Source organism: Rubrobacter marinus (assembly GCF_011492965.1).
GTDB classification, from domain to species: domain Bacteria; phylum Actinomycetota; class Rubrobacteria; order Rubrobacterales; family Rubrobacteraceae; genus Rubrobacter_F; species Rubrobacter_F marinus.
Map to the genome: position 1 here is coordinate 1,506,257 of NZ_CP045121.1, position 24,862 is coordinate 1,531,118.

Sequence of the window (24,862 nt, forward strand, 5' to 3'; positions counted from 1 at the left end):
GCATGACGCAAGCCATCGCAGGCACGAACGGCCGCGCGAGCCTCTTCTCCCTCGAGCGCCGGACGGTAGGCTACGTCTCGGGGCCGTTGCTCGTCGCCGGGGGCGCCGAAGGGGTGGGCTACAACGAGATCGTGGACGTCGTCGCCCCGAACGGGGAGACGCGGCGTGGGCAGGTCCTCGAGGTCGAGGGCGACAAGATGGTCGTGCAGGTCCTCGGCGGCACCCGCGGCCTCGACCGGCCCGCAACGAAGGTCCGCTCGCGCGGCGAGGTCGCGACGATGGCCGTAGGGTCCGACCTCGTCGGGCGCATCCTCGACGGCTCCGGCCGGCCCACCGACGGCGGCCCCCCCCTGAGGCCCGCCGCGTACCGGGACGTGAACGGCGCGCCGTTGAACCCCTACGCCCGCGCCCATCCGTCGGATTTTATAGAGACGGGGATCTCGGCGATCGACGGCCTGAACACCCTCGTGCGCGGCCAGAAGCTGCCGATCTTCTCGGGCTTCGGGCTGCCGGCGGCGGAGCTTGCCGCCCGGATCGCCGAAGGGGCGAGCGTGGTCGGCGAGGGGGAGGGCGACTTCGTCGTGGTCTTTGCGGCGATGGGCGTCACCCACCGCGAGGCGGCCTTCTTCAGGAGGCGCTTCGCCGGGAGCGCCGCCCTCGAACGGAGCGTCCTGTTCCTCAACCTCGCCGACGACCCGTCTGTCGAGCGCATCCTCACCCCGCGCGCGGCGCTCACCGCCGCCGAGTACCTGGCGTGGGAGGAGGGGCGCGACGTCCTCGTCATCCTCTCGGACATAACGAATTATGCCGAAGCCCTGCGCGAGGTCTCGGCGGCGCGCGAGGAGATACCGGGCCGAAGGGGCTACCCCGGCTACATGTACACGGACCTCGCCTCCCTGTTCGAGCGGGCCGGGCGCGTCAGGGGCCGCCCCGGCTCGGTGACGCAGCTCATGATCCTCTCGATGCCCGACGACGACATAACGCACCCCATCCCGGACCTCACCGGCTACATAACGGAGGGCCAGATCGTCCTGAGCCGCGAGCTCGACCGCAGAGGCATAGATCCGCCGATAGACGTCCTCCCCTCCCTGAGCCGCCTGATGAACGCCGGCATCGGCGCCGGCAAGACGCGCGAGGACCACCGCCAGGTCGCCGACCAGCTCTACGCCTCCTTCGCCCGGGGCCGCGAGCTGAGGCGCCTCGTCTCCATCGTCGGAGAAGGCGCCCTCTCCGACGAGGACCGCCGCCAGCTCGCCTTCGCCGACGACTTCGAGGAGAAGTTCGTCGGCCAGGGCGTGAACAGGCGCTCCATCGAGGACACCTTGGAGACCGCGTGGCGTCTGCTCGGCCGCTTCCCGCCCGACGAGCTCAAGCGCATAAAGCCCGAGACGCTGGAGCGTCGCCAGACCATGGAGGAGGGGCTATGACGAGGGGGGCGCAGACTCAAGCATCGAAGGCTCCCGAGCACCCTGAGCGCGGCTGGCACGAGCTCGACGTCGGGGCCGTCGCCTCGGCTCTCGGGACAGATCCGTCGGCTGGCCTGAGCGACGAGGAGGCTCGGCGCAGGCTCGATGAGTACGGGCCCAACGAGCTCGAGGAGCGGGCCGGGCGCACGCTCGGGCAGATCATCTGGGAGCAGGTCTCCTCGATCCTGATCCTCATCCTCGTCTTCGCCGGCGGTATCGCGGCCCTCCTCGGCCGCCCCTACGACACCGCGGCGATTCTGGCGATCGTCGTCCTCTTCGTCGTGCTCGGGGTGGTGCAGGAGTATCGCGCCCAGAAGGCGATCGCCGCGCTCAAGCAGATGGCAGCGCCACAGGTGCGGGCAATGCGCGCAGGACGCGTGGTGGAGCTTTCGGCGCGCGAGCTCGTCCCGGGAGACCTGGTGCTGCTGGAGACCGGCGCTGTCGTGCCCGCGGACATGCGGGTGGTCGAGAGCGTCAACCTGCGCGCCGGGGAGGCCGCGCTGACGGGCGAGTCCGAGCCCGTGGACAAGACCACGGCGCCCATCGCGGGCGCCGACACCCAGCTCGGGGACCGGGCCAACATGGCCTACCTCGGCACCTCGGTGACCTTCGGTAGGGGGTCGGCGCTCGTCACTGGCACCGGCATGCGCACGGAGCTCGGCCGCATCGCCGAGCTGATCCAGGACGTCAGGCACGAGAAGACGCTCTTGCAGCGCAGGCTCGACGGGCTCGCCAAGGTGCTCGCCCTGATCGCGGTCGTAATCGCCGCCCTGGTGTTCGCCACCGGCCTCGCGCGCGGCGAGGACACCGCCCTGATCCTGCTCACCGCGGTCAGCCTCGCGGTCGCCATTGTGCCCGAGGGCCTGCCCGCGGTCCTCACGTTCACCCTGGCCTTAGGCGCGCAGCGCATGCTCGGCCGCAAAGCCCTGATCCGGCGCCTCCCCGCCGTGGAGACGCTCGGCTCGGTCACCGTGATCTGCTCGGACAAGACCGGCACCCTGACGCAGAACCGCATGACGGTTCTCGCGCTCCGCTCCCCGGACGCGCAAGCCGACCTCGGCGAAACCTTGCGCGAGCGCGGACCCAAAGCCCGCCTCGAGCTCGACGACGAGGCCGCGCTGCTGGCCCCGCTGCTGGCGTCGGGCGCCCTTTGCAACGACGCGATCCTCGACCCGAAAACTCTGGAGGCCGTCGGCGACCCGACCGAGGGCGCGCTGGTGGTCGTCGCCGCCCGCTACGGCCTCGACAAGCCCGACCTCGACGCGACGCTCCCGCGCGCGGCCGAGCTCCCCTTCGACTCCGGCCGCAAGCGTATGACGACCGTACACGAGGTGCCTTCCGGTGACCTCGGGGTCGTCGAGGGGCTGCGCGCGGTGGCCGACGGTCGCCCGTACGTGGCCCTGACCAAAGGCGCTGCCGACGCGCTGGTGGAGCGCTGTGTCTCTCTGTGGAGTGGCGGCAGGATCCTGCCGCTCGACGACGCCGGGCGGGAGGGGCTCGGCCAGGAGATCGAGGGGCTGACGGCGGGCGGGATGCGCGTGCTCGCCGTAGCCGCCCGGGGGCTGAAGGAGCTCCCCGGCGAGGGCGACGCCGAAGGGGTCGAACGGGGGCTCGTCTACCTCGGCCTCGCTGCGATGGTCGACCCGCCCAGGCCCGAGGCCCGCGACGCCGTGGCGACCTGCAAGACCGCCGGGATCCGGCCCGTCATGATCACCGGCGACCACCCCCTGACCGCCCGGGCCATCGCCGCCGACCTCGGCATGGCCGCTCCCGACGCGCGCGTCCTCACCGGCCGCGACCTCGAAGCGATGGGCGCCGGAGAGCTCAGGGAGGCGGTGCGTGAGGTGAACGTCTTCGCCCGCGTCTCGCCCGAGCACAAGCTGCGCATAGTGGACGCTTTGCAGGAGGAGGGCGAGGTCGTCGCGATGACCGGCGACGGGGTGAACGACGCCCCCGCCCTCAAAAAAGCGGACATAGGCGTCGCGATGGGCTCCGGCACCGACGTCGCCAAGGAGGCCGCCGAGGTCGTCCTTCTCGACGACAACTTCGCCACCATCGTCGCCGCCGTCGAGGAGGGGCGCGTCGTCTACGACAACGTGCGCCGGTTCGTGCAGTTCTCGGTCTCCGGCAACGTGGCGAAGGTCCTCATCGTGGCGATCCCGCCGTTCTTCGGGCTGCCGCTGCTGTTGGTCCCGATCATGATCCTGTTCTCGAACCTTCTCACCGACGGCCTGCTCGGCCTCGGGATGGGCGTCGAGCGCGCCGAGCGCGACACGATGCGCCGCCCGCCCTACGCCCCGACCGAGGGCATCTTCAGCCGCGGGATCGCCCAGCACGTCACGACCATCGGCCCCGTGCTCGGCGCCGGCATGATCCTCGTCGGCTGGCTGGCCTGGCGGGCGGCGGGCGGCGCGGGCGCCGTTACCGCCACCGAGGAGGCGCTCGTCGCCACGACCGTGTTCACGGTGCTGGCGTTCGCGCAGCTCGTCCGCGCGCTCTCCAACCGCTCGTTCCGCGAGCCGGTGTGGCGCACGGGCCTCGGCGGCAACCGGGTGCTCCTGGCGATGATCGGCGCCGCGCTCGTCCTCCAGCTCGCCGTCGTGTACACGCCGTTCTTGCAGAACGTGTTCCAGACCGAGCCGCTCCCTCCGGTCACGCTCGCCGCCGGCGCCGCGGCGGCCGCGGTCATGCTCTGCGTCATGGAACTCGAGAAGGCGCTGCGCAGGAGGAGGACTCGACCCCTCGTCGCGTCGCCTGGGGAGGCCGGGGGTGGCGGCTGAGGTCCACCACGACCGCCCGGCAGGGGCGAGGGGGCCGCGCGTCCGGCGGGCGCCCGAGACCTTCTCGCAGCGTGGCGTGGACGGGGTCGCCGGTGAGGGAGCGGAGGGCCGTGTCTTCCGCGAGACGCCCGGGGCCGCTCGGCGCCCTCCCGGGCGTCTCCCGGAGGAGGAAACGAAGTGGGTAAGATTCGAGTCCTCGGGACGTGGCGAACGCCGACGGAACGCGCAGGCGGACGCGTCTCGGACGGGGTCGCAAAGTACCCGGGAGAGCGGGTGAACGCCCGCGATCACGGAGTCGTGTCCGCCGGACCCGGTGGGCTGCGCGTCGTGATCGCGCTGGGGCAGGAGTACAACGTCTACGGGGAGGCGTTCGCCAGCGCCATCCTCTCTTACCGTCCGCGCGCGGTGGTCGAGCACGTCCCGCCCGAGGAGCTCGACGGGGCCGTAGCGCGCCTGGAGCCCCTCCTCGTCATCACGGACAGCGTCGGAGACGCGGCCGACGCGAGCGTGCTCGCCAGGGCCGAGATCTCCGCGGAGCCCGCGGAGCCGTCTAGGTTCGTCGTCGGGGGCAGGTCCGGGAGGTCCTCAACCCGTCGCTTGGGGACCTGCTCGCCCTCGTGGACGATACCGAGAGAACCATAGGCGGAGGAGACGGAGGTAGGAGCATCCGACGGAGGGAGGAGGTGCCTGACGTTCAGGAAAATCTCCTGGGGACGGGTGACGACCCCGGCGGAGGACCTTCGGAGAGTTAGGCGAGGGAGGAGGCGCTCGTGGAGAGCAGGCAAACGGGGGCGACCGGGATGACGGGGCCGACCTACGCCTCGCGGATGGAGTGGCGGCGCCAGCAAGAGCCCTGATGCCCGAGGAGTGGCGCGTCGGCGAGGGCGAGAAGCCGGCAGAGGAGCTCGTCCGCTGGGGCGGCGTGCTCGCCCACGTGGATCGCTACCCCAACCCGGAGGCGCCGGCGAAGCTGGTCGTTTTGCACGGCGGCGGAGGCTCCAATCGGGCGGCGTGCGGCGCGGTCCCCGACCTGCGCGGTCGCGGCTCCCGCCTCGAGCTCGAAGGCCCCCGCACGGCGGAACCGGAAACACCCACGGCCCGATGTAGGGGGCACCGGCGGGACGCCTACACGAAGTCCAGGAGCATAAGAAATACACGAAGGAGGAGAGCATGACCAAGCTGACGTTAGGTTTCGGGGTAGCTCTGGTCCTGGTCGGGGTGATCGGTTACGCGGCGTCCGGAGCCGCGGGCACAACGGCGCTCGTACCGGCCTTCTTCGGCGTGCCGATGGCGGTGGCCGGCTGGATGATGGCGCGGCCATGCTCGCGCTTCGCGGGCCTCTACTCGGCCGTCGCGCTCGCCGCGATCCTGACGCTCGGGAGCCTGCGCGGGGTGAAGGCCCTGCTGGGCGGGGACTCGTCCGTTGCGTCCTTGATCCAGCTGTCGCTCTTCGTCGCGAGCATCGCGTACCTCGTCGCCGCCGGGCGCGAGGGGGTGAGCGGCAGTCGGGGCGGCGGGAGCGCGCGGCCGGGTTCGGCGTGAAGGAGGTGGGGAAGAACCGGGCCGGATCTCTGGTGAGGAGCGAGCGAGAACCGGGCGGCTTGGCCTGGTCTGCCGGGCAGGAGTGGGTGGGATGAGGGGCAACCGGTCTCGCCCCTCCGGCTCGAGGGCCTGTCCGGGTAGCCCGACGTTGCGGGATGCCGCAGTGGCGGGGATGGCGCCGCGAGGGACGGCTTGAACGCGTACGCCTTGCTGGTTTTGGGGGTGCTGTGCGCCGGATTGGGCGGGGAGATATTCGTGCGTGGCATCGTCGGGGTGGCCGATTGGGCGCGGGTGCCGCCGGGCATCGTCGCGGCGACGTTCGCGGCGTTCGCGACCTCCAGCCCGGAGCTCTCGGTGGCGGTGAACGCGGCGCTCGAGGACGCGCCGAACATCGCGCTCGGCGACGCCCTGGGCTCCAACGTGGTGAACGTCGCCCTGATCCTGGGTGCCACGCTGCTCTTCTCCGCCATCCGCGCCCCGCGCGACAGCGTACGACGAGATCTACCGGTCGCGCTCCTGGCCCCTGTGGTCGTCGGCGTGACGGTCTTCGACGGCGAGATGTCGCGGGCCGACGGGGTCGTGCTGCTCGGCTTGTTCGTCGCCTGGCTCGTTGCGATCACCTTCGAGGCGCGCAAGCAGAGGAGCGTTGCGGACGAGGTGCTCGGGGAGCGGAGCGGTCCGCGGGCGGCGCTGCTCTGCGCCGCGGGGCTCGCCCTCCTCGTCGCGGCCGGGCGCCTGATCGTGACTAGCGCCGAGCAGATAGCTCCCGCCCTGGGGCTCGACTACTTCGTCGTCGGCGCGACGGTGGTGGCGGCGGCGACCGGCACGCCGGAGCTGGCGGTGGCCCTCGTCTCGGCGCTGCGGGGCCACGAGGAGGTGGGTCTGGGCACGATCCTGGGCAGCAACGTCTTCAACGGCCTCTTCGTCGTCGGGCTGGTGACCGTCCTTTCGCCCTTCCGCGTCGCGGTCGACGAGGTGGCGGTGGGTCTGGTCTTCGGGCTCGTCACCGTGGCCGCGACGTGGCCGGGGCGAGACGGCCTGCTCGGGCGCCGGCGCGGTGCATCGCTCCTGGCCCTCTACGCCGCGTACCTGACCACGATCCTCTGGATCGGGTAGCCTGAACCTGGGGGCGTCTCCCGGGGAGAAGGAGCATATAAAGGGAGCGAAGGAAGGAGATGGAATGTTCGCGAGAATAAGCACCTTCGAGGGTCTTGCCGAGCAGACGGCGGAGGGGATACGCCTGGCGCGCAGGCAGTTATTGCCGGTCGCGCGGCTCCAGGAGGGTTTCCGGGGCATGTACCTGATGTTCGACCCGGAGAGCGGGCGCTCCCTGGCCATGACGCTCTGGGAGACGGAGGAGGACATGGCGCGCAGCGAGGAGGCCGTGCGCCGGGCCCGCACGGAGAGCGCGGCCGTGGCAGGGGAGAGAGTGGCCTCGGTCGAGCGCTACGAGGTGGCCCTGAGCGAGCCCGTGACCGGGGAGGAGGTGGCGGGTGAGTCCCTCGGGGGACACGACCGGGATGCCTCTCCGTCCGCCCCTCCCGATCCGCGTCCCTGAGAGGGCCCGCCGGGGTATGAACCCGCACGCGCAATAGCCAGGAGCGCGCCGGGATCGGACCGCCCCGTCGCTACCACGTGCCTCGCTCTCGTGAGCGACTGCTCCGACTGCCGGAGACGCCGCGGAGTACGCTGCCGGGTTGTGATCGGGGTTTCGCGGCCTCGTGCTTGCGGGCCGAGGGACGCCCATCCGGAAGGGATGAACTCCGGCGACGAGGGCTACGGAGGCGAGTCGAGGACGGACGAAAGACGAAGGAGGAGCCGAGGATGGATGCCGGATCGACGTTCCTTTTGGAGGTGGAGCTACCGCCTCTGCCGTTAGATGAGTGGGAGGACACCAAGGAGACGCTGCACCGCTACTGCCAGATAGTAGGCAAGGTCCGCATGGAGCTCTCCCCGCCGAGAAACCACTGGTGGCACGTCACCCTCTACGTGACCCCGCACGGGCTTACCACCGGACCGGTCCCGTACCGGGCGGGAACCTTCGACCTCTCCTTCGACCTGCTGGAGAACCGTCTCCTCGCGACCACGAGCGAGGGCGGGGCGTTCGGCTTCGCGCTGGACGACCTCCCCGTCGCCGAGTTTTACGGCAGGCTCTTCGATGGTCTCGGCTTCTTGGGCATAGAGGCCTCCATCAACACCAAACCCTTCGACCTCGACGACGAGCACACGCTGGCGGAGAACACCCGCCACCGCGCCTGCGAGCGGTCCCACGTGCGGCGCTACCACCGCGTGCTCGCGTGGGCGAACCAGGTCTTCGGGGAGTATGCGAGCCGCTTCAACGGCAAGCAGAGCCCCGTGCACCTCTACTGGCACAGCTTCGACCTGGCCGTGACGCGCTTCTCGGGAAAGCGCGCGCCGTTGCCCGAGGGCACCGACCCCGTCACCCGCGAGGCCTACTCGCACGAGGTGATCTCCTGCGGCTTCTGGCCCGGGGACCGGAATGTGCCAGAGCCCGCCTTCTACTCCTACACCGCACCCGAGCCCGGGGGCCTCACCGAACAGCTCCTGAGCCCGGACGCGGCCGCCTGGCAGGAGGGCGGCGCGGCGCTCTTGCCCTACGAGGAGGTCCGAAGCAGCGCCTCGCCGAGGGATACCCTGCTGGGATTCTTGCAGAGCGCGTACGAGGCGGGGGCGAAGACCGCGAACTGGTACGCCGCAGACCTCGAGGCGAGAACCCCAGGGTAGGGGGCAGACAGGCGCGAACGGTACAGTGGGAGGGGCGGGGAGCCTCGGCAAAGGGACGGGTTCGCCGCCGGCCCTGCGTTTGGCCCCGTGCGTCCTCGGGGCCGGGGACGAGATGGGTCCTCGCTGCCCGCGCCCGAGCTTGCCCGGCCGGGTGCGACTTCCGCGACGGGCTAACGAAGGGGGTCGTGCGGGGCCCGAAGCATCGCGGTTCCCGCCAAACCGACGAGCGAGTGCCAGCGTCGGGGTGCGCGGGCTCTTCTGCTCCCTTGGCCCGTGCTTGCCGCCGAACAATGACTAATTTATTGAGCAATTTCGTTGATCCCCGGCGGCGCCCCTTCGCATAGATTGTGCCCGTAGGCCGACCCGAAGGTGGCGAGGTGGAAGCCGCGACGAGGCGCAGGATCGGACCCGAGAGCGCGACGGCGACCGTCGCGGTCCGCGAAGCTCTCGCCCGGCGCTCCGCTTGCTCGGGGACGCCACCCGGGTTCCGGAAGCGGCTGTAGCCGAGAAATCGGTCTCCGCCGTCGGCCTCGAAAAGAAGGTAGGGCGCAGAGAAAGAGGGGTGAGCGGGTTGCCGGACACGCTGAGCGGGCTGGAGACGCAGGGCCAGATCAACGGCCTGCTGGACGAGATTTGCGGGGTTCGCGACGGGCGTCGCCGAGGGGGAGGCCCCGAACCGGGCGATCAGGAACGGGCAGGGCTCGCCCTGCCTCCGTCCGCAGAAGACGGTTGCCGGCCCGGCTCGTCCAGCACGGCGAGCCCGAGCGGGCCGCCCGACGGAGACGGGTAGCAGGAGCACGGGTACCTCGGGGTCCACAAGCCGCGGGGAGATCGGCAGAAGGAGGCGACGTGCAGCGGAAAAAGAACACCTTTTGGGCCAATTTCTGGGCCAAGATCTTTGGGCCCTACCCGTCCCGGCGGCTCGAGAAGGTGCTCGACTACATCATGTACCGGATCAGCGACGGGGCGAACCTCAGGGAGGTGACGCAGGAGGAGTACGTCAGGCGCAACGCCTCCCCGGACGAGGTGGAGAAGATCCTCGACAACCCCAAGCTCGTCGCGGCCGCCCGTAAGGCGATGGGCGAGGACTTCTCCTCCGGGGAGCTCGCCCCGAGCTCCAGGCCGGCCATAGAGGGACAACACACGCCCGAAAGCGACACCTTCAGGAGTTAGCCCCTGCGGAGGGCCCGAGGTGCCGGAGCCGAACGGTGCTCGAGGACGACGCCAAACGCGTTCCGGTAGGTTTCGAAGGAACACGCGCCGGGTTTGCGGAGCGAGCGCGCCCGTACGATTGCGTCCGGGGATAGGAAACGCGCGCCTCGGGGGTAGCGGAGTGGCACGAGCGAGGGGTCGTGGCGGAGGTGCTCGTTCGAAGGGGGGGTACCGCGTCTCGGAGTTGAGCCTGGTTATGGTGCTGCTCGCCGCCGTAGCGGCGCTGGCGACGGTGGCACGCAGGATCGGGGTCCCGTACCCGATCCTGCTGGTCTTGGGCAGCCTGGCGCTTGCGTCCGTGCCGGGACTCCCCAGGGTCAAGCAGGACCCCGAGATCGTGGTCCTGCTCTTCCTGCTGCCTCTGTTATTCCTGGCGGCTTACTCGAGGAGCGCTCCAGGGCATACCAGTGCCTCGTACACGAGCTGGTCCGGGCGCAGCGCGAGCGGCTGGTCCGGCTGCGGGACGAAGGCGAGATCTCCGACGAGGCGCTCCATCGCATAGAGCGCGATCTCGACCTCGAAGAAGCGCGCCTGGACTCGTGAGCCGGACCGTACCGCGAAACGCGGTCCCACGCGGCGTCGGATCGAACTGAGGGTCCTTGCCGCATTCTCGAACGTTCTACCGCTCCCAAGCAGTCGGCTAGGCTGTGTGAAAGAGGATCCACCGCTCACGCCGGCAAGAGGACCGGCGGAAGCCCGCCGGTCCTCTTGCGGACCCGAGGCCAACGGCCTCGGGTCCCTCAGTGCGAGGGGGAGATCCTACCCCCTCGGCGTCCGCTGAGCTGCGGGGCGAACTCGAGGGTGCCGATCAGCAGGAAGAGCACCCCGAGCCCCCGGCAGTGGCGCCTCGCCCAACCGGCGTAGTAGTAGGCCGCTACCCCGAGGGCGCCGACGACGAGGTGGATCGCGTTGTGCAACGCGTCGACGCCCATGAACCCGAACAGCAACCCTTCGTCCGTCGTGATGCCGGGGACGAACCCCAGGAGCCCGAGCAGCACGAACGCGATGCCCACCACCAGCGAGAAGGTCCGCGCCGTCTCGCTCATCTCCGTCTCCTTCCCCGAGAGCTACCCAGTTCCCCGTGCGTGCTCTCCGCCGTCAACGGTGAACCCAAGCGCAACGCCTCAGGGGCTGGCGAGCGGGTCGGTCGGCCCCACGAGGCCGGGCAGCTCGCCCATACCCGCCACCAGCACGATCAGGAGCATGACCGTCGAAACGACGACCGTGAACGCCCCCGGTCCCCTGGCGCCCAGGGCGTACCCGGTGATCCCTAGTGCGATTCCGACCGCCTCGGGCGAGACGTCCACGCTGATGATCCCCAGGGCTGCGGCGAAGAGTCCGGCCATGCTGGCCACCCACCCGAAGAACACCCCGAGCGCCCCGACACCCCCGGAGGCCCGCCCCAGTGACCCTTCGGTTACCGCTCCTGCCTGCGGCGCGGCGACCGGAGGCGCAACCCCCACGATCGGCCCGGCCGGCTTCGTCGTCTCCAACCGTACCTCCCTTCCCAGGAAGAACTTGCGGACGCAATTTATCCGTCGGGCGCACTCCTTCCATCGCGAACATTTGCCAAATAAGTAGCAAGATTGTGCCAATTCGGTTGTTCTTCGGCCGGCGAGCGGCGTTTTGCGTCGAGGGGGAGGGCGGGTGTTGGACGGCGGCCATCTATTACCTTGAACCTCAGAGGGATGCGTCGCCCCTTCGGCTTCGAGCTTCACCGTGCCGTCGAGATGACCGACGGACGTTCGACGCATACGGGCAAAATAGCCAAAATAGCGTCCCTCTATAGCCAAGTTTGGTCAGGGCGTTCGGCCTGCGTCGTGCCAAGATCTTGTTACGGCAGGCGGGCGCCCCTTCTCCCCCCTCCCTTCACCTACCACCGTTAGCGCCCGCCTCCGCCACCGATCGCAGGCGTAGGGCATGGAGGAGCCAGGCATGGAAACTTCGCCGAAGTTGGGTCACGAGTAGCGGTGCACCATCGGAAGGAGGAGCGGCGCAGCATTGGGCGGTCTCCGCTTCGGGCAGAGGCCGGACGGGCGATGTAGGTCGACGAGGAGCAGCGTAGGGATGGAGTTTCCACGGAAGATTTTGCTCGCTATGGACGATCCGGGGGAAGCAGGCCCGCCGGCCGCGTTGCGGTGGACCTCGCCGAGGGGGGAGGGGCCGCGCTCTACTTGCTGCACGTGGCGCGCGCGATCCCTCCGCACGTCTACGCCGAGGTGAGGCCCGACCTCTACCAGGACCTCTACGAGCAAGAGGTGGAGGAGCTGCTCTTCGAGATGGCCGGGTGCGTGGAAGAGGCGGGCGGCAGGGTGGCGGGGGCGTACTTGAGGGTCGGGCCCACGGTCGAAGAGATCCTGGGTTTCGGCGAGGAGGTGGGCGCCGGTATGTTGGTCCTCGGCAGCCGGAACCTCGGTCCGTTCGGGCGCCTCCTCCTGGGCAGCGTCTCCGAGGGGGTGATCCGCTCCTCCAGGATACCGGTCCTCGTGGCACGGGGCGTCGGGCAGCGATGGCCCCCGGAGCAAGTGGTGGTCTGGGACGGCGGTTCGGACGGCGCGAAGACGGCGAGGGCCCTGGCCTCGCGCCTGGGCGACCTCTTCGGGACGACGAGCCTCGTTCTGCCCGCCCGTCCCGAGCCCGCCGTACGCTCTGCCGCGAAGACGGAGGTGCGTGGGAGCCCTCCCACGGAGACCCGACTCGTCGCGGGAGATCCGGTAGAGGCCATATTGGACGCCGTCCGCGAACGCGAACGCTCGCTCGTGATCGTCGGCGACCCCGGCCCGGGGACCACCCGGCGCGCGAGGACGGGCGACGTCCCGATCTCGGTGCTGAGGGCCTACGGGGGACCGCTGCTGATATGCCCTACCAGGCCCGGGGTCGAAGGAGAGAAGGGCGAGGTCGCGCCGATGATCCGGCGAAACGAGCGCGTTCCCACCAACGGGACCGGACGCTGAGGCTCCGCCGGGCCAACCGCCCCCGGTACGTCGTACCCCATCGGTGATGAGGCGGGGCGTACCGGGGAGCCGGCGTTCCCGACCGGCCGGGCCGCGGTCGTGCCCCGCTCTCCGGTTGCACTACCGCGGAAGCGTCGCCGGAGGCGCGGGTTACCCGCGGGAGGGCGCCCTTCGGCAAAGTCGCCGCCGGTTCCCGGTATGCCCCCCGGCCACGCGGCGGGAGCGCGATGGGAGACGGTCGCTCAGGACGGGTCTTCGAAGATGAGCCAGGAGCCCTTGACGCCCGTACCGTTCGTGCGGCTGTTCCGGCCGGGGATGACGTTCATGAGCCGGGAACTTTCGTGGGCGAAGGTCTCGAGGGCCTCGGCGGCCTCCCCGGAGTGCACCACGAAGACGACGCGGTGTCGCCTCACCACGTCCTCCACGGAGGTTTGTCTGGCCTCCTCCTCCCCGATGGCCTCCGCGAGAAGCTTCTCCCGCTTCGCCGCCTCCTCCCAAAGCTTGGCTCGGTGCTCGGCGAGCTCGGCCTCGCGGACGCCCTCCCGCCTGCGCCACTCGTCTATGTGGTCCTCGATACGGTGCAGGATCCTCTCGGGGAGGAACCTCCGTTGGGTGTTCACCAATCTCTCCTCTCCGGGCGCCTGAAGGGGCCCCTTTGCCTTGACGGTACGCCGCTCATCGCCTACGGGGCTGCCTCCATCCCCTTCCACGGGACTCCTGCGTGGAACGGATTGCCGAGGGCGAAGCTCACGCGGGGAACAAGGGCCCCTTGATCTTGTCGAACGACACCTTGCCCTTTTGCTCCCTCTCCCGAGTCCCGCTCGTGGCGGCCGTCTTTTCCCTGGCGTAACGCTCGGCCCCCGAGAAGTCGAGCATCGTGCACGGCTCGTCGCCCACGGTCCACGCGTCGTGGCCCGGGGGGATCGTCATCGCGTCCCCGGGGCCGAGCTCCCCTTCGGAGCCGTCGTCCATCCTGACGTGCAGGCGCCCGGAGAGCACGTAACCCACGTGCGCGACCTGACAGCTGTCGGTCCCCGCAACGGGCTTGACGTGCTCGGACCACCGCCACCCCGGCTCGAAGACGGCCCTGCCCGCGACGACATCACCGCCGAGGTTGACGACGTCCATCCTGCCCTTCTCGAACGAGCGGACCTCGTCGGGCGAATCCAGGCTCTTGCCCTGCATACGCGCTGGCGCTTGCATGCCCTGCCTCCTCTCCCGAGCGACCCCCTACGGGCCGCTCATGACCATTTCTCGGGCGGGGCAACGACCTCGTGCGGGTCCTCGCCCCACCAGTCGTTTCAGTGCTGGGGCGTCGTCCGCCGCGGCCCTGACGGAGGGGCCTCGAGGTTCTTGCGCCCCTCGAAGTAGCCGCCGACGATCGGCCCGGCCAGGCAGAAGTTGAAGGCCCCGGCCGCGATCGGCGCCAGGCCGATCAGCCCGACGACGATCCCCGTCGTCCCGCCGATCCAGATCCCGGACGCGATGATCGCCAGCCCCAGCACCACCCTGATGATGCGGCCCATCGGCCGCGACATGAACCTCGCGAACGCCATGTCTCTCGCCTCCTTCGCTCGCCCTTGATTGCGCCCTCAATGTAATTAGCGAGGTCAGGAACGGCATGAGCGGGATCGATCATCTCCGTGGTCAGGATTGCTCAATCTCGCGGCCGTGGAGCGAAGTGGTTTGGTGGCGACACGAAAGGAGCCCCGTCCCGATCCAGGGAGAGGCATCCCGGAGCCTACCGTTCCCGGCGGGCGCTTATGTTCAGCAGCTCTTCCGCCTCCGCACCGCCGACCAGTACCTCGCCCATGACCCGGCGGTGCTCGGCGTCGATCGGCAGCTTCGAGTCCGCGTAGGCGCGTCGTGCCTTCTCCGGGTCGTCGACCTCCATGACGTACACGAGAACCGGCCCGTCGGAGCCCTCGAGCAAGAACGCCCTCTCGTGCCGGGTGCCCTCGTTGCGGAAGGTCTCCAGAACCTCGCCTTCGCGGTCTTCGATCTCCTTCATCCAGCTTCTCAGGTCGTCTACCTTGGCCTCGCGAACACGAAAGAACCCCATTTCGAGCACGTCGTGAACCCTCCTATCCTGCAGAATGCCTACTCTTTGACAGAAGCGTACGCAAGGCGCGCCACGAGCCGCGTCGAGCCCGACTCGCGACGCTCGAGGTCCCTCTTCGCCCTACGTCGCCCGGTGCCCGAGGAGCCTCGCCTTACGGGCTCTCGCCCCTCGTCGCTAGTAGCCGGGATCGTAGCCGAGCAGCGGGTCCGGGTTGCGGGCCGCCCCGTAGGCCGCCACGGGCGTAGCCAGCGTCAGCCAGGCGAGCAGCGTACCGAGCGAGAGGGCGACGTCCCTGCGTCCGCTCTTGAGACTCAAGGCTACGCTGGCTACCGTCAGGAGCCAGTACGCACCGGTCCAGACCAGCGCCAGGATCGGGCTCTTCTTGCGGAAGTAGACGTAGGAGAAGGTCGAGTACAGCGGCCAGCTCGCGCCCTGCAACAGGAGGAGGGGCCGTCTGCCCCGGGTGCTCTCGGGCGAGTTGAGGAGCCTCAGGTTGCCCCACAACACGCTCGCGTTGTTGACCGTCCACGCGGGCCCGAAGGCCCAGGAGGGCGGCGCGAACTGCGCCTGCTCCTAGCTTTCGTAGAGCTCCCTGGCGTCCTCGGGGCTGAAGGCCGCCCATGAGGGGAGGTTGGCCAGGAGCCCGAAGCCGACCGCGTACCACCACCGGTAGCGCTCGGGCCGGAACGCTGCTCTGGCGAGTTTCTTGAGGCGTGCCTCTTCCATGCTCAACCTTCCTTTGGTTCGCGGAGCCTGCCCGTACCCCATTCGCGCGGTCCTCCGTCGACGAGACGCTCGACGTAGATCGGGGCCCGTGCCGCAGAAGCTCCCTCGCGCCAGCGTCCGCGCAGCCGCACCAGGTTCGCGCGCACCAGGGCGCGGAAGGCGCTCGCCGCGTCCTCCTCCGCGATCCCCGCCCGTAGGCACAGGCCCCGCAGGTCCTCCGGCTCGAGCTTCAGGACTGCCTCCCCGGCATCGTGGGCCTCTTCCAGTTTCTCCCTCAGCAGCGAGAGCAACCGCCGGGTCCCTTCCTCCCGCCGGTCGCCGAACCGTACGGTCCCCGTCGCGCCGTTCTTCATCACGACCTCCTCCTTGCTGGCTTCTCCGGTGTCTCCCTAGTGTCCGTCGTCTCTCTCCGGTGTAGCTGCCTCCCGGTAGAGGCAGGCCCCGTCACGTGGCGATCGCGAGGCCGGCTTCGGGGCGAGGCTCGTCGTGCGGCGCCCCGAAACGGTCCTTCAGCGCCGATACCTGTACCTCGAGCTCGCCGCAGGCCTCCAGAACCAGATCCAGGCCCTCCTCGCGCGTGAGGTGGGAATAGGGATACGCGCTCCGTAGCCGCGACTCCGTCGTTGCGTATCCCCCGTCCGGGGTCTTCAGCCAACCAACGGACCGCATCTCCGCCCCCTCCAGAGGCCGGGCGAACGCGCCCAGGGAGTCGAGGTAGGCGGCGACCTCGGGAGAGGGGGCCCCGACTTCCACGGCCGCGCGCAGCAGGCGCCCGCTCAGGAGGTCGAAGGACGGCACGAGCAACTCGCCGTCCTGGACCTCAAGGGTTCGCGTCTCGGCGGTGGGCTTTACCCGCAGGCGATCTCGCCGGAGCCTCTCCGCGGCCCCGTAGACCGTCGCGCACGCCGCGAGGACCACCTCCGGGAGGTTCGAGTCCATGGTCCTGATCTCGACGGTCCCGTGGCGGCTGAGGCGCACCGGGTTCCACGAGAACCTGTCGGAGACGCCGCAAGTTCGTGCGAACAAACGGCGCTCCACGCCCGCCCCGCCCATCGCCCCGAACCAGGCCCGGGCTCGTCTCCTCTCGCGCTCGACGAGGTCCTCCACGTCCTCCGCGTAGGGCGCGAGGCCGCCGACTTCTTGCAGCGTGGCATAGACCCCGTCGACCCCGAGACCGCCCCTGTATCGTGCCGTGCGGGCGGCGAGACCGTCGGCGCGCCCCTCGTAGAAGGGGCAGGACCGGGTCAGGGCCACGAGCGCCGGGTCGAAGGCCGTGGCGAGGTTGTAGAGGTCGAGCATCTCCCGGCGCGCTTCTTCGCGGGCGTCCCTGGCCACCTTGACGTCCGGCCACGCCGTCCCCGGCGGCAGCTCGAGGTGCAGGTGGGTCCCGGCGCACCTGCCCGCGTGCAGAAACCTCCCGCGCCCTATGACGCGGGACTTGAGCCAGTAGCGGGGGGCGTTGCGCATGACGGTTCCGGCGGGCAAGGGGTAGGTGCCCAGAGGATAGAGCCTGAGGCCGAGGCTTTCGCACGCTCTCAACGCCAGGCTCAAGTTGCTCAGGTAGACGTCGGCCAGAGCTTCGAACGTGGGGCTCGGGGGCGTGAGGATCTCGACCATGCCCATCGCGCACTCCCCTTTGAAGCAGGACGGGTCGAGCCCTGTTTCCCGGGCCTCCTCGCGGCAGAGCCCGAGGAAGCGATCCGCCTCCTGACGGAGCTCCCCCTTCTCGTCCACCAGAAAGAACTCCTGCTCCAGGCCGATCCTGCGCGTCGGGACCCATAAGCCGATGTCCTCGAGAGCATCGGCGCGCGTTGTGTCCGTGATGGTCTCGGACTGGGGAGGGGCGTTCCCAACGCCGTAGGGTGGGACGACGGTTGGGTTCGCCGACGAAACCCCCTTGGCCTCCGCACCTCGCGCCACCGGGACTGAGGAGTCGCTCCTGGAGAAGGGCGTCTCGACCGGCTTATCGGCGGCTACGGGCACCTCTGCCGAATAAGGGAGCTTGCCTTGCGCTTCGAGGCGCGTGGTGCCGTCGGTGATCACGCTGGGGAAGCCCCTTCGCGCGTTGCGATCCTGCCCGTCGGTTCCCGGGAGGTACGCCCCTCGCTAGCGGACGGCTCCTCGCGGTCGCTGGGAGTTTCGGGGGATCGGCCGGAGCCTCTAGTGCGGACGACCGGTCGTCTGGCCCCCGGCGCGCTTCTGGGCACGTGCTCCACGCGCGCGGGGGGCTCCGTAAAGCTGTGCGCCACGGCGGCCTTTATGAGCACACCTTCCTCGTGTTCCTCCACCGGTGCTCGTAGCCCCTGCTCCCGGGCACCGGCCTTTCCCACCACGCGGACCAGATTAGCGCTCGCCGTCCGTCCCGCATTGACCACAATTGACCGTATGAGTAACAAATCTTGATCGGGGGCCAAAGGACGTTGCCCGACGACTTCCTAATAACCTTCGTCCTCGAGACGCACCTTGCCGCGGAAGAGGCGGTAGATGACGACGAAGTAGACCGCGGCGAGCGCCATGCCAATGCTCCACCAGACGAGCCCGACCGCCTGGCTGTAGTCCGAGGAGGCCGCGTTGAAGATCGTGAGGCTGTTCCTCGGGTCCACGGCGGGGAGCACGTTCGGGTAGACGGCGAAGACGGTGCTGGTGAGCATCCCGACGATGTAGGCGCCGGAGGAGAGGAAGGCCGCCCGGTCGCGCCCCCTGAACGCGAAGTAGACCGTGCCCGCGAGGCCGGCGGCGGCGACGAGCGGCAGGACGTAGCCGTAGGGGCGCTCGGAGAAGCTCTCGAGCATCCAGGGGCTCACCCAGAACGTGGCGGGGGTGGCGACGGCGGTGAGCAGGACGAGGGCGAGGGAGAAGGCGCGGGAGAAGCGGAGGGCGCGGGCGTTCAGCTCGTCCTCGGTCTTCAGGGCGATCCAGTTCGCCCCGTGCACGATCAGGGTCGTCAGGGCGAGGACGCCTATGAGCACGGTGTAGGGGTCGATGATGCCGGGGTTTTCGGAGAATGGGTTAAAGTCCGTCCACAGCGGCTGGAAAAAGTCGCCGTCCTCGTTCAGCGGGACGCCGCGCACGACGTTGCCCAGGGCCACCCCGAAAAAGACCGCCAGGAGCGCGCTCCCCAGGAAGAAGCCCGCGTCCCAGAAAGAGGCCCAGAGGGGGTTCTCTATGTGCCCGCGCAGCTCTATGGAGAGGCCGCGGATTATGAGGAGCCAGAGCACGACGAAGAGGGGCAGGTAGAAGCCGCTGAAGCCCGAGGCGTACAAGAGCGGGAAGGCAAAGAAGAGGGTGCCGCCGGCGGCGATGATCCAGACCTCGTTCCCGTCCCACACCGGCCCGATCGAGCGCAGGACCAGGCGTCGCTCCCGCTCGCCTTTGGCGACGAAGGGGTGGATGGCCCCCGCCCCGAGGTCGAAGCCGTCCAGGAGGACGTACACGGTGATCATCAAGGCCACCGCTATAAACCAGACCGTTTCCACGGGGAGGCTCCTTTCTTCAGGTGGTCGCGGGCTCGGAACCGGGGACGTCCAGCTCGCCCTCTTCGGCCTCGGGGCCGTGGCTCACCTCGCGCACCATCAAGACGGCGTAGAGCAGGCCCATGACGAGGTACATCCCGGCGAAACCTATGAGCGTGAAGAGCACGCTGCCGGAGGAGATGAGCGGGGAGACCCCGTCGGCGGTGCGCATGAGGCCGTAGGCGAGCCAGGGCTGCCGGCCGAGCTCGGCGGTGAGCCAGCCGGCCGTATTCGCGATAAACGGGAACGGGATGGCGAGCATCAGGGCCCAGAGCATCGGGCGCGTCCGGTAGAGCCGGCCGCGCCACAGGAGGAGGGCCGCGATGACCAGGAGCCCTATAAAGATCGTCCCGAGGCCGACCATGACGTGGTAGGAGTAGTAGAGGAGCGGGATGTTGTCCGGCCAGTCCTCCCTGGGGAACTCCTCGAGGCCCCGGATCTCGGCGGTCGGCGAGCCGTACATCAGGATGCCCAGGCCCCCGGGCAGGGCGACGGCGTTGTCGATGCGCCTGTTCTCGACGTCCGGCTGCCCGATGAAGACCAGGTCGCCCTGGCCGGTCTCGAAGTGGCCCTCGATCGCGGCGAGGGTGACCGGCTGCTTCTCGGCGAGCAGGTCGCTGTGGGCGTGGCCCGTCGGCCAGAGCATCCAGACGCTCGCGACGACCCCCACGATCACGCCGACCTTCAAGAAGATCCTGCCGTAGGGCTCGGACCGGCCGGAGAGCAGATAAAAGGCTCCGAGGCCGGCCATGGCGAACGCCCCGCAGACCGTGGCGCCGCCCATGGTGTGGGCGTACTGCGGGATCATCCACGGGTTCGTGAGCACGGCCCAGTAGTCGTTGAGCTCGATCTCGCCGTTCTCCAGCGTCCGGTAACCCACGGGGTTCTGCAACCAGGCGTTCGTCGTGATGATGAAGTAGCCCGAGGCCCACGTGCCCAGGAAGACCATGAGGGAGGAGAACCAGTGGACCCTCTGGCCGAAGCGGCGCTCGCCGAAGAGGAAGAGCCCGACGAAGGCTGACTCGAGGAAAAAGGCGAAGGCGCCCTCCATCGCCAGGGTCTGGGCGATGATGTCGCCGGTGAACGCGGAGAAGCGGGCCCAGTTGGTGCCGAACTGGAACTCCATCGGGATGCCGGTCACGACGCCCATAACGAAGGTGATCGCGAAGATCTTCCCCCAGAACCGCGCCGCCCTGTTCCAGGTCTCGTTGCCGTTCCTCATGTAGACGCTCTTGAGGATGAACACGAGCAGCGCGAGCCCCATGGTGAGCTGCGGAAACAGAAAGTGGTAGGCCGCCGTGAAGGCGAACTGCAATCGGCTTGCCAGCAACGCGTCTTCCAAATCCTTACCTCCCGTCGAGACGGCCCCCGCGGGTCCGCCGATGTTTGCATTCGAGTCCCCGGGCCGCGGAGCGTTTCGCGGCCCGGCGAAAGCCGGTCATTCGAGGCGAACGGGAGGCTTCTCCTTCACGCTGTTGCCAGCATCCCGTTCTGCACGTCGCGCATCCTGTTGTAGAGGCCGCCCGCCCCCGCGAGCTCCGCGTGCGTGCCGCGCTCGACGACGCGCCCCGCGTCGAGGACCAGGATCTCGTCCATCGCCTCCAGCCCGACGAGGCGGTGCGTGACCAGGAGGAGGCTCTTTTCCTGCCCGGGGTCCAGAATGGAGGAGAGCAGCTCCCCCTCGGTGAGGCGGTCGAGGTCGGCCGTCGGCTCGTCGAGGGCGAGGATGGGGGCGCCCTTGAGGAGCGCCCGCGCCACGGCGAGCCGCCTCCTCTCGCCGCCGGAGAGGCGCGAGCCGCCCTCCCCGACGTACTCGTCGAGCCCCTCCGGCAGGGCGCGCACGAAGTCCTCCAGACGAGCCCTCCGCAAGACCCTCCGGAGCGCGCCCTCGTCGGCCTCAGGATCGGCTACGAGCAGGTTCTCGCGCAGGGTGCCGGCGAAGACGTGCGGGTCCTGGGGCGCGACGGCTACCCCCGCGCGGAGGTCGTCGGCGGCGTAGGAGCGGGCGTCTTGGCCGCCGAAGCGGACCGAGCCCTCGTCGGGGTCGTAGAAGCGCAGGAGGAGGGCCAGGATCGTGCTCTTCCCGGAGCCGCTCGGGCCGACCACGGCGACCTTCCGGCCGGGCGGGAGCCGGAGGGAGACCTCGTCGAGCACGGGCGGGCCTGCGGGCTCGTAGCGGAAGCTCACCCGGTCGAGCTCGAAGGCGTGGTCTTCGGGAGGGGGGAGCGGATCCTCCGGGTCCCGTGCCCCGGGCTCTGCGTCCGTGACCTCGAAGAGCCGCCGGCCGGCGCTCAGGGAGCGGTCGAGGGAGCGGAAGGCGGTCCCGAGCGGGGCCACGGCTTCGAAGCTGCCCAGGACCACGAGCGCCAGGAAGGCGAGCCAGACCCCTTCGATCTCGCCGGCCGCGACGAGCGGGACCGAGAGGACGAGGACGGCCACGAGCGCGAGGCCCGTCATCGTCTCGGTCGCTGACTCCTGCAGCCCCGCGACGAGGGCCGACCTTCTCTGCGTCCCCTCGAGCTTGCGGTCGAGGGCGGAGATCTCCTGCTTCTCCGCCCCCTCCCGGCCGAAGGCGAGGAGGTCGCGCGCCCCGCTCACGCCGTCCAGGATGCGCGCGCCGAGCTCCGCCCTCAGCCCGAGCTCGCGCCGGCCGAGCCCCCGGGAGAGGCGGCGGACGAGGAGCGGCACCCCGACGCCGGTCGCCGCGAGGAACCCCAGGGCGACGAGGGCGAGCGTCCGGTCGAAGGGAAGGAGGACGGCGAAGGTCAGCAGGGAGACCAGCACGGCCACGACGAAGGGGGAGAGGATCCTCAGGAACACGTTCTCCAGCTCCTCGACGTCGCGGACGAAGCGGGAGAGCAGGTCCCCCGAGCGGTAGCCCGAGAGGCGGGCGGGGGCGAGGGGCTCGAGGCGGGCGTAGAAGAACGTCCTGAGGCTCTGGAGCAGGCGGAAGGTGAGACCGTGGGAGACGAGCCTCTCGGCGTAGCGGGAGAAGGCGCGCGAGACGCTGAAGAAGCGCACGAGGTAGACGGCGAGGGCGAGCTCCCCGAGTAGGGGCTGGAGCGCCGCGGCGGAGATCACGTACGCCGCGGTCGCCAGCAGGCCCACCCCGCTCACGACCGTCGCCGCGCCGAGCGCCGCCGAGAGCGCCACCCTCCCTCCGTAGGGCCGGAGAAAGCCGAGCAGCCGCAGGAAGAGCCTCACGCCGTCACCCCCGCCACGGAGGCCACGACGAGCCGGGCGTACGCGCCGCCCCGCGAGAGGAGCTCCTCGTGGGTGCCGACCTCCACGATGCAGCCGTCTTCCAATACGGCGATCCTGTCGGCCGCCCTCGCGGTGTTCAGGCGGTGGGCGACGACGAGGGTGGTGCGGCCCCGGGCGAGGGGGGGCAGAGCTTCGGCGACGAGCCTCTCGCTCTCGGGGTCGAGGCTCGAGGTGGGCTCGTCCATCACGAGGATCGGGGCGTCCTTGAGGAAGGCGCGGGCGATGGCGAGCCTCTGCGCCTCGCCGCCCGAGAGGCGGGCCCCGCGCTCGCCGACCGCCGAGTCGTAGCCCCGCGGGAGCCGCCGGACGAACTCGTGCGCCCCCGAGAGCTCCGCCGCCCGCTCGACCTCGGCCCTGCTCGCCCCGGGGCGCGCCATCCGGATGTTCTCGAGCACCGTCCCGTGGAACAGGTGGGGCCGCTGCGGCACCAGCGCCACCCCTCCCGCCAGACTTCGACCGGCAGCGAGGAGATCGGCGCGCCGTCCGCGTAGATGCCCCCCTCCCGCGGGACCGAGAACCCGAGCAGGAGGTCCACGAGGGTGCTCTTCCCCGAGCCGCTGCGCCCCACGAGCGCGGTCGTCGTGCCGGAGGACAAGGTGAGGTCGACGCCCCGGAGGGCCTCGCGCCCGCTCCCCGGGTAGGCGAACCGGACGCCTACGAGCTCGACGGTTGGTGCACCGGTGGGTGGGGGAGGGGTGGTGCGTGCCTCGCGACGCGGCGCGGCGGGGGTTTCGAGGACCTCGAGGATGCGGCTCGCCGCGGCCCTTCCCTCCAGTGCCGCGTGCCTAGTGGCGCCGAGCTCGCGCAGAGGCTTGTAGAACTCCGGGGCGAGGAGGAGCACGAGGAAGGCCTCATCGAAGGGGATCGCGCCGTTGATCAGGCGCACCCCCAAGGAGACCGCGACGAGAGCGATGGCGGCGGAGGTCATGAACTCCAGGACGAGCCCGGAGAGGAACGCGTAGCGCAAGACCTTCATCGTCCGCACCCGGAACTCCTCGCCCACGCGGGCCACCCGCTCCCTCTCGTCGCCCGAGCGGCCGAAGGCCTTGAGCGTCGGCAGCCCCCGCAGGGCGTCCAGGAAGTGCGCACCCATGCGGGAGAGCGCCGCCCACTGCCGTCCGGCGTGCTCCTCGGCGTAGGAGCCGACCAGGATCATCATCACCGGGATCACGGGCGCCGTCCCGAGGAGCAACAGGGCGCTCAGGGGGTCCATCGCGAAGACGAAGCCGGAGACCATGAGCGGAACGAGGACGCTCAGGTATGTCTGCGGCAGGTAGCGGGCGAGGTACGGCTCGAGCTTCTCCACGCCCTCGGTCGCGGTCGTCGTCAGCTCGCCGCAACGCTCCCCGCCGCGTACGAGGGCCCGAGGCGAAGGACGTGCGAGAACAGACGCTCCCTGAGCCCCGACTTGACCCGCGCCGCCCCTTTGAGGGCCACGACCTCCCTCGTCCACAGGAGCGCGCCCCGCGCCAGCACGGCCCGAGCAGGAGCAGGACGACCGGCGCCAGGCGCGCGAGGTCCTCCCCGCCTACGAACGCGCCGGCCACCACCTCGCTCAAGAGCGCCATCTGCGCCACGGTGATGGCGGCCGCGAGCAGCCCCACCCGACCACCGCGGCGAGGGAGGCCCGGGCGGAGCGGACGAGCCCGAGGAGCGCGCGATCGGGGCGCCGGCCCGACGCCCTCGCGCCCTCCTTCGCGCGGCGCCCACCGGCGACGCGGCGGTCAACCCGCGCGCCCGGGTCGCATCCGACGAGCCCTCCCGGTCGCAGGAGGGACGCGCACCCGCCCCCTCGACCGACAGCCCCTACTCGCAAGATCCCGTAAACGCAAGTTCCCCGGCGACCCGGCGTCGACCCGATCAAACCCACCTCCACGCGGCCCTCCTGTTCTCCGAACGGTCTTCTCCAACCAAGCTCCGGGGGCGGCGCCCGGTTCCGGCAGAGGGGCGCCATCCCTCCACGCCACGAATCTTCCTCCCCGCGGAGCCGGGAGGCGCGGACCCTCTGGACCATCCTTCTAGCCAAAATTGATCACTATGCCTCCGTAAGGACGGGTAGATCGGCGGCTCCCGTCGGGCTCGTGACCCGCTCCACGGCGCCGGGGCTGCTACGGGCTCGCCGTCGGTGGGCGCCGGGGAGAGCGAACATGGACAAAGCTGACCAGAGAGATGACCCATCCCGGTCATGCCGCTCCCCTCTACCCCCGGTACGATCGGCGTGGAAGCAGACGAAGGCAGCGGGAGTCATGGGTTCGCAAGGTTCACGCCCCGGAATGCGGGCCGCGCCTCCGGAACGGCGCGGCGCAGGCGCCGACATCCCGAGGAAGTCGGCGCCTGCGCCGCGCCGGAAATGTCCCTCCGCCGTCCCTCGGAGAGCCGACCGCGGAGCCCGAGAGAAGACGCTTGCGCGCTTCTACATTGCTAAATTACAATATTGTAATACAAATATGTGCTGACAACGACGGAAGGCGCATCCGAGGAGGAGAGATGGGCGTTCGGGTGTACGGAGAGATGGACGAGAGGGCGCGCGGGCACTCCGGGCAGGTTGAGGGATCTCGCCCGGCGGTGTGGGGGAGGGGGCGGCGCCGCTCTGGCCGGG

General features: G+C 70.0%; 25 protein-coding genes and 2 pseudogenes. 11 read left to right on the forward strand and 16 right to left on the reverse strand.

From position 1 onward, the window contains the following. Positions 1–2: 2 nt before the first annotated feature. The 10 genes from GBA65_RS07690 (at position 3) to GBA65_RS07735 (ending at position 10,247) form a co-directional block, all read left to right on the forward strand. Positions 3–1,427, forward strand: coding sequence for a V-type ATP synthase subunit B (locus tag GBA65_RS07690; RefSeq protein ID WP_166398398.1), 1,425 nt, complete (start codon positions 3–5; stop codon positions 1,425–1,427). Then, the gene (locus tag GBA65_RS07695; protein ID WP_166396076.1) at positions 1,424–4,246 is read left to right on the forward strand and encodes a cation-translocating P-type ATPase; all 2,823 of its coding nucleotides are present in this window, start codon (positions 1,424–1,426) and stop codon (positions 4,244–4,246) included. Before GBA65_RS07690 ends, GBA65_RS07695 begins: the two co-directional genes overlap by 4 nt. Positions 4,247–4,423: 177 nt before the next feature. Continuing rightward, positions 4,424–4,888 (forward strand): hypothetical protein, encoded by a 465-nt coding sequence (locus GBA65_RS07700; RefSeq protein ID WP_166396077.1) that lies wholly within the window; start codon positions 4,424–4,426, stop codon positions 4,886–4,888. Positions 4,889–5,102: 214 nt separating this feature from the next. Next, positions 5,103–5,420, forward strand: coding sequence for a hypothetical protein (locus GBA65_RS07705; protein ID WP_166396078.1), 318 nt, complete (start codon positions 5,103–5,105; stop codon positions 5,418–5,420). Then, positions 5,417–5,788 (forward strand): hypothetical protein, encoded by a 372-nt coding sequence (locus GBA65_RS07710; RefSeq protein ID WP_166396079.1) that lies wholly within the window; start codon positions 5,417–5,419, stop codon positions 5,786–5,788. Before GBA65_RS07705 ends, GBA65_RS07710 begins: the two co-directional genes overlap by 4 nt. A gap of 192 nt (positions 5,789–5,980) precedes the next feature. Next, positions 5,981–6,904 carry a sodium:calcium antiporter gene (locus tag GBA65_RS07715; protein WP_166396080.1) on the forward strand — a complete coding sequence of 308 codons (924 nt, stop codon included), beginning with the start codon at positions 5,981–5,983 and terminating at the stop codon, positions 6,902–6,904. A gap of 64 nt (positions 6,905–6,968) precedes the next feature. Further along, positions 6,969–7,346, forward strand: coding sequence for a hypothetical protein (locus GBA65_RS07720; protein ID WP_166396081.1), 378 nt, complete (start codon positions 6,969–6,971; stop codon positions 7,344–7,346). 266 nt (positions 7,347–7,612) lie between these two features. Further along, entirely contained in the window at positions 7,613–8,533 is a 921-nt protein-coding gene (locus GBA65_RS07725) for a DUF5996 family protein (protein ID WP_166396082.1), read from the forward strand. An 849-nt stretch (positions 8,534–9,382) separates the two neighbouring features. Beyond that, complete coding sequence (locus GBA65_RS07730; RefSeq protein ID WP_166396083.1) at positions 9,383–9,706, forward strand: hypothetical protein; 324 nt, start codon at positions 9,383–9,385, stop codon at positions 9,704–9,706. A gap of 223 nt (positions 9,707–9,929) precedes the next feature. After that, entirely contained in the window at positions 9,930–10,247 is a 318-nt protein-coding gene (locus tag GBA65_RS07735; protein ID WP_166396084.1) for a hypothetical protein, read from the forward strand. A gap of 238 nt (positions 10,248–10,485) precedes the next feature. Here GBA65_RS07735 and GBA65_RS07740 read toward each other — a convergent pair whose 3' ends face one another. Next, positions 10,486–10,791, reverse strand: coding sequence for a DUF4383 domain-containing protein (locus GBA65_RS07740; RefSeq protein ID WP_166396085.1), 306 nt, complete (start codon positions 10,789–10,791; stop codon positions 10,486–10,488). A gap of 78 nt (positions 10,792–10,869) precedes the next feature. Next, positions 10,870–11,238, reverse strand: coding sequence for a hypothetical protein (locus tag GBA65_RS07745; RefSeq protein WP_166396086.1), 369 nt, complete (start codon positions 11,236–11,238; stop codon positions 10,870–10,872). Positions 11,239–11,883: 645 nt separating this feature from the next. Here GBA65_RS07745 and GBA65_RS07750 point away from each other — a divergent pair. Further along, positions 11,884–12,699, forward strand: a complete 816-nt coding sequence (locus tag GBA65_RS07750; protein ID WP_166396087.1) for a universal stress protein — start codon at positions 11,884–11,886, stop codon at positions 12,697–12,699. A gap of 242 nt (positions 12,700–12,941) precedes the next feature. Here the strand turns inward: GBA65_RS07750 and GBA65_RS07755 are convergent, their stop codons facing one another. The 14 genes and pseudogenes from GBA65_RS07755 to GBA65_RS07820 form a co-directional block, all read right to left on the reverse strand. Next, on the reverse strand, positions 12,942–13,319 hold the full coding sequence (locus GBA65_RS07755; protein WP_166396088.1) for a hypothetical protein: 378 nt from the start codon (positions 13,317–13,319) through the stop codon (positions 12,942–12,944). Positions 13,320–13,446: 127 nt separating this feature from the next. Continuing rightward, positions 13,447–13,902, reverse strand: a complete 456-nt coding sequence (locus GBA65_RS07760; RefSeq protein WP_207956224.1) for a cupin domain-containing protein — start codon at positions 13,900–13,902, stop codon at positions 13,447–13,449. Positions 13,903–14,000: 98 nt separating this feature from the next. Further along, positions 14,001–14,255 (reverse strand): YgaP family membrane protein, encoded by a 255-nt coding sequence (locus tag GBA65_RS07765; RefSeq protein WP_166396089.1) that lies wholly within the window; start codon positions 14,253–14,255, stop codon positions 14,001–14,003. 185 nt (positions 14,256–14,440) lie between these two features. Then, positions 14,441–14,761, reverse strand: a complete 321-nt coding sequence (locus tag GBA65_RS07770; RefSeq protein ID WP_228281928.1) for a DUF6176 family protein — start codon at positions 14,759–14,761, stop codon at positions 14,441–14,443. 174 nt (positions 14,762–14,935) lie between these two features. Beyond that, positions 14,936–15,271, reverse strand: a pseudogene (locus GBA65_RS07775) (tryptophan-rich sensory protein); the annotation flags it as partial. A 63-nt stretch (positions 15,272–15,334) separates the two neighbouring features. Then, positions 15,335–15,487 (reverse strand): hypothetical protein, encoded by a 153-nt coding sequence (locus GBA65_RS07780; protein ID WP_166396091.1) that lies wholly within the window; start codon positions 15,485–15,487, stop codon positions 15,335–15,337. A 2-nt stretch (positions 15,488–15,489) separates the two neighbouring features. Next, positions 15,490–15,843, reverse strand: a complete 354-nt coding sequence (locus tag GBA65_RS07785) for a hypothetical protein (protein ID WP_166396092.1) — start codon at positions 15,841–15,843, stop codon at positions 15,490–15,492. 88 nt (positions 15,844–15,931) lie between these two features. Continuing rightward, on the reverse strand, positions 15,932–17,530 hold the full coding sequence (locus GBA65_RS07790) for a glutamate-cysteine ligase family protein (RefSeq protein ID WP_166396093.1): 1,599 nt from the start codon (positions 17,528–17,530) through the stop codon (positions 15,932–15,934). Positions 17,531–17,922: 392 nt separating this feature from the next. Then, entirely contained in the window at positions 17,923–18,963 is a 1,041-nt protein-coding gene (gene cydB / locus GBA65_RS07795) for a cytochrome d ubiquinol oxidase subunit II (protein WP_166396094.1), read from the reverse strand. 16 nt (positions 18,964–18,979) lie between these two features. Further along, positions 18,980–20,341, reverse strand: coding sequence for a cytochrome ubiquinol oxidase subunit I (locus GBA65_RS07800; protein ID WP_166396095.1), 1,362 nt, complete (start codon positions 20,339–20,341; stop codon positions 18,980–18,982). 125 nt (positions 20,342–20,466) lie between these two features. Further along, the gene (gene cydC / locus GBA65_RS07805; RefSeq protein WP_166396096.1) at positions 20,467–22,203 is read right to left on the reverse strand and encodes a thiol reductant ABC exporter subunit CydC; all 1,737 of its coding nucleotides are present in this window, start codon (positions 22,201–22,203) and stop codon (positions 20,467–20,469) included. Further along, positions 22,200–22,448, reverse strand: a complete 249-nt coding sequence (locus GBA65_RS25095) for a hypothetical protein (protein WP_166394801.1) — start codon at positions 22,446–22,448, stop codon at positions 22,200–22,202. Before GBA65_RS25095 ends, cydC begins: the two co-directional genes overlap by 4 nt. A 42-nt stretch (positions 22,449–22,490) precedes the next feature. Beyond that, a pseudogene (locus GBA65_RS07815) lies at positions 22,491–23,569 on the reverse strand (ABC transporter ATP-binding protein/permease); the annotation flags it as partial. 20 nt (positions 23,570–23,589) lie between these two features. Then, the gene (locus tag GBA65_RS07820; RefSeq protein WP_166396098.1) at positions 23,590–23,739 is read right to left on the reverse strand and encodes a hypothetical protein; all 150 of its coding nucleotides are present in this window, start codon (positions 23,737–23,739) and stop codon (positions 23,590–23,592) included. Between the last annotated feature and the right edge of the window lie 1,123 nt (positions 23,740–24,862).

Excerpts from the sequence above, each read along its gene's own strand:
- GBA65_RS07690 (WP_166398398.1), top strand. The coding sequence starts at position 3 with ATGACGCAAGCCATCGCAGGCACGAACGGCCGCGCGAGCCTCTTCTCC.
- GBA65_RS07695 (WP_166396076.1), top strand. The coding sequence starts at position 1,424 with ATGACGAGGGGGGCGCAGACTCAAGCATCGAAGGCTCCCGAGCACCCT.
- GBA65_RS07705 (WP_166396078.1), top strand. The coding sequence starts at position 5,103 with ATGCCCGAGGAGTGGCGCGTCGGCGAGGGCGAGAAGCCGGCAGAGGAG.
- GBA65_RS07710 (WP_166396079.1), top strand. The coding sequence starts at position 5,417 with ATGACCAAGCTGACGTTAGGTTTCGGGGTAGCTCTGGTCCTGGTCGGG.
- GBA65_RS07720 (WP_166396081.1), top strand. The coding sequence starts at position 6,969 with ATGTTCGCGAGAATAAGCACCTTCGAGGGTCTTGCCGAGCAGACGGCG.
- GBA65_RS07725 (WP_166396082.1), top strand. The coding sequence starts at position 7,613 with ATGGATGCCGGATCGACGTTCCTTTTGGAGGTGGAGCTACCGCCTCTG.
- GBA65_RS07740 (WP_166396085.1), bottom strand. The coding sequence starts at position 10,791 with ATGAGCGAGACGGCGCGGACCTTCTCGCTGGTGGTGGGCATCGCGTTC.
- GBA65_RS07760 (WP_207956224.1), bottom strand. The coding sequence starts at position 13,902 with ATGCAAGCGCCAGCGCGTATGCAGGGCAAGAGCCTGGATTCGCCCGAC.
- GBA65_RS07765 (WP_166396089.1), bottom strand. The coding sequence starts at position 14,255 with ATGGCGTTCGCGAGGTTCATGTCGCGGCCGATGGGCCGCATCATCAGG.
- GBA65_RS07770 (WP_228281928.1), bottom strand. The coding sequence starts at position 14,761 with ATGGGGTTCTTTCGTGTTCGCGAGGCCAAGGTAGACGACCTGAGAAGC.
- GBA65_RS07780 (WP_166396091.1), bottom strand. The coding sequence starts at position 15,487 with ATGGAAGAGGCACGCCTCAAGAAACTCGCCAGAGCAGCGTTCCGGCCC.
- GBA65_RS25095 (WP_166394801.1), bottom strand. The coding sequence starts at position 22,448 with ATGGACGAGCCCACCTCGAGCCTCGACCCCGAGAGCGAGAGGCTCGTC.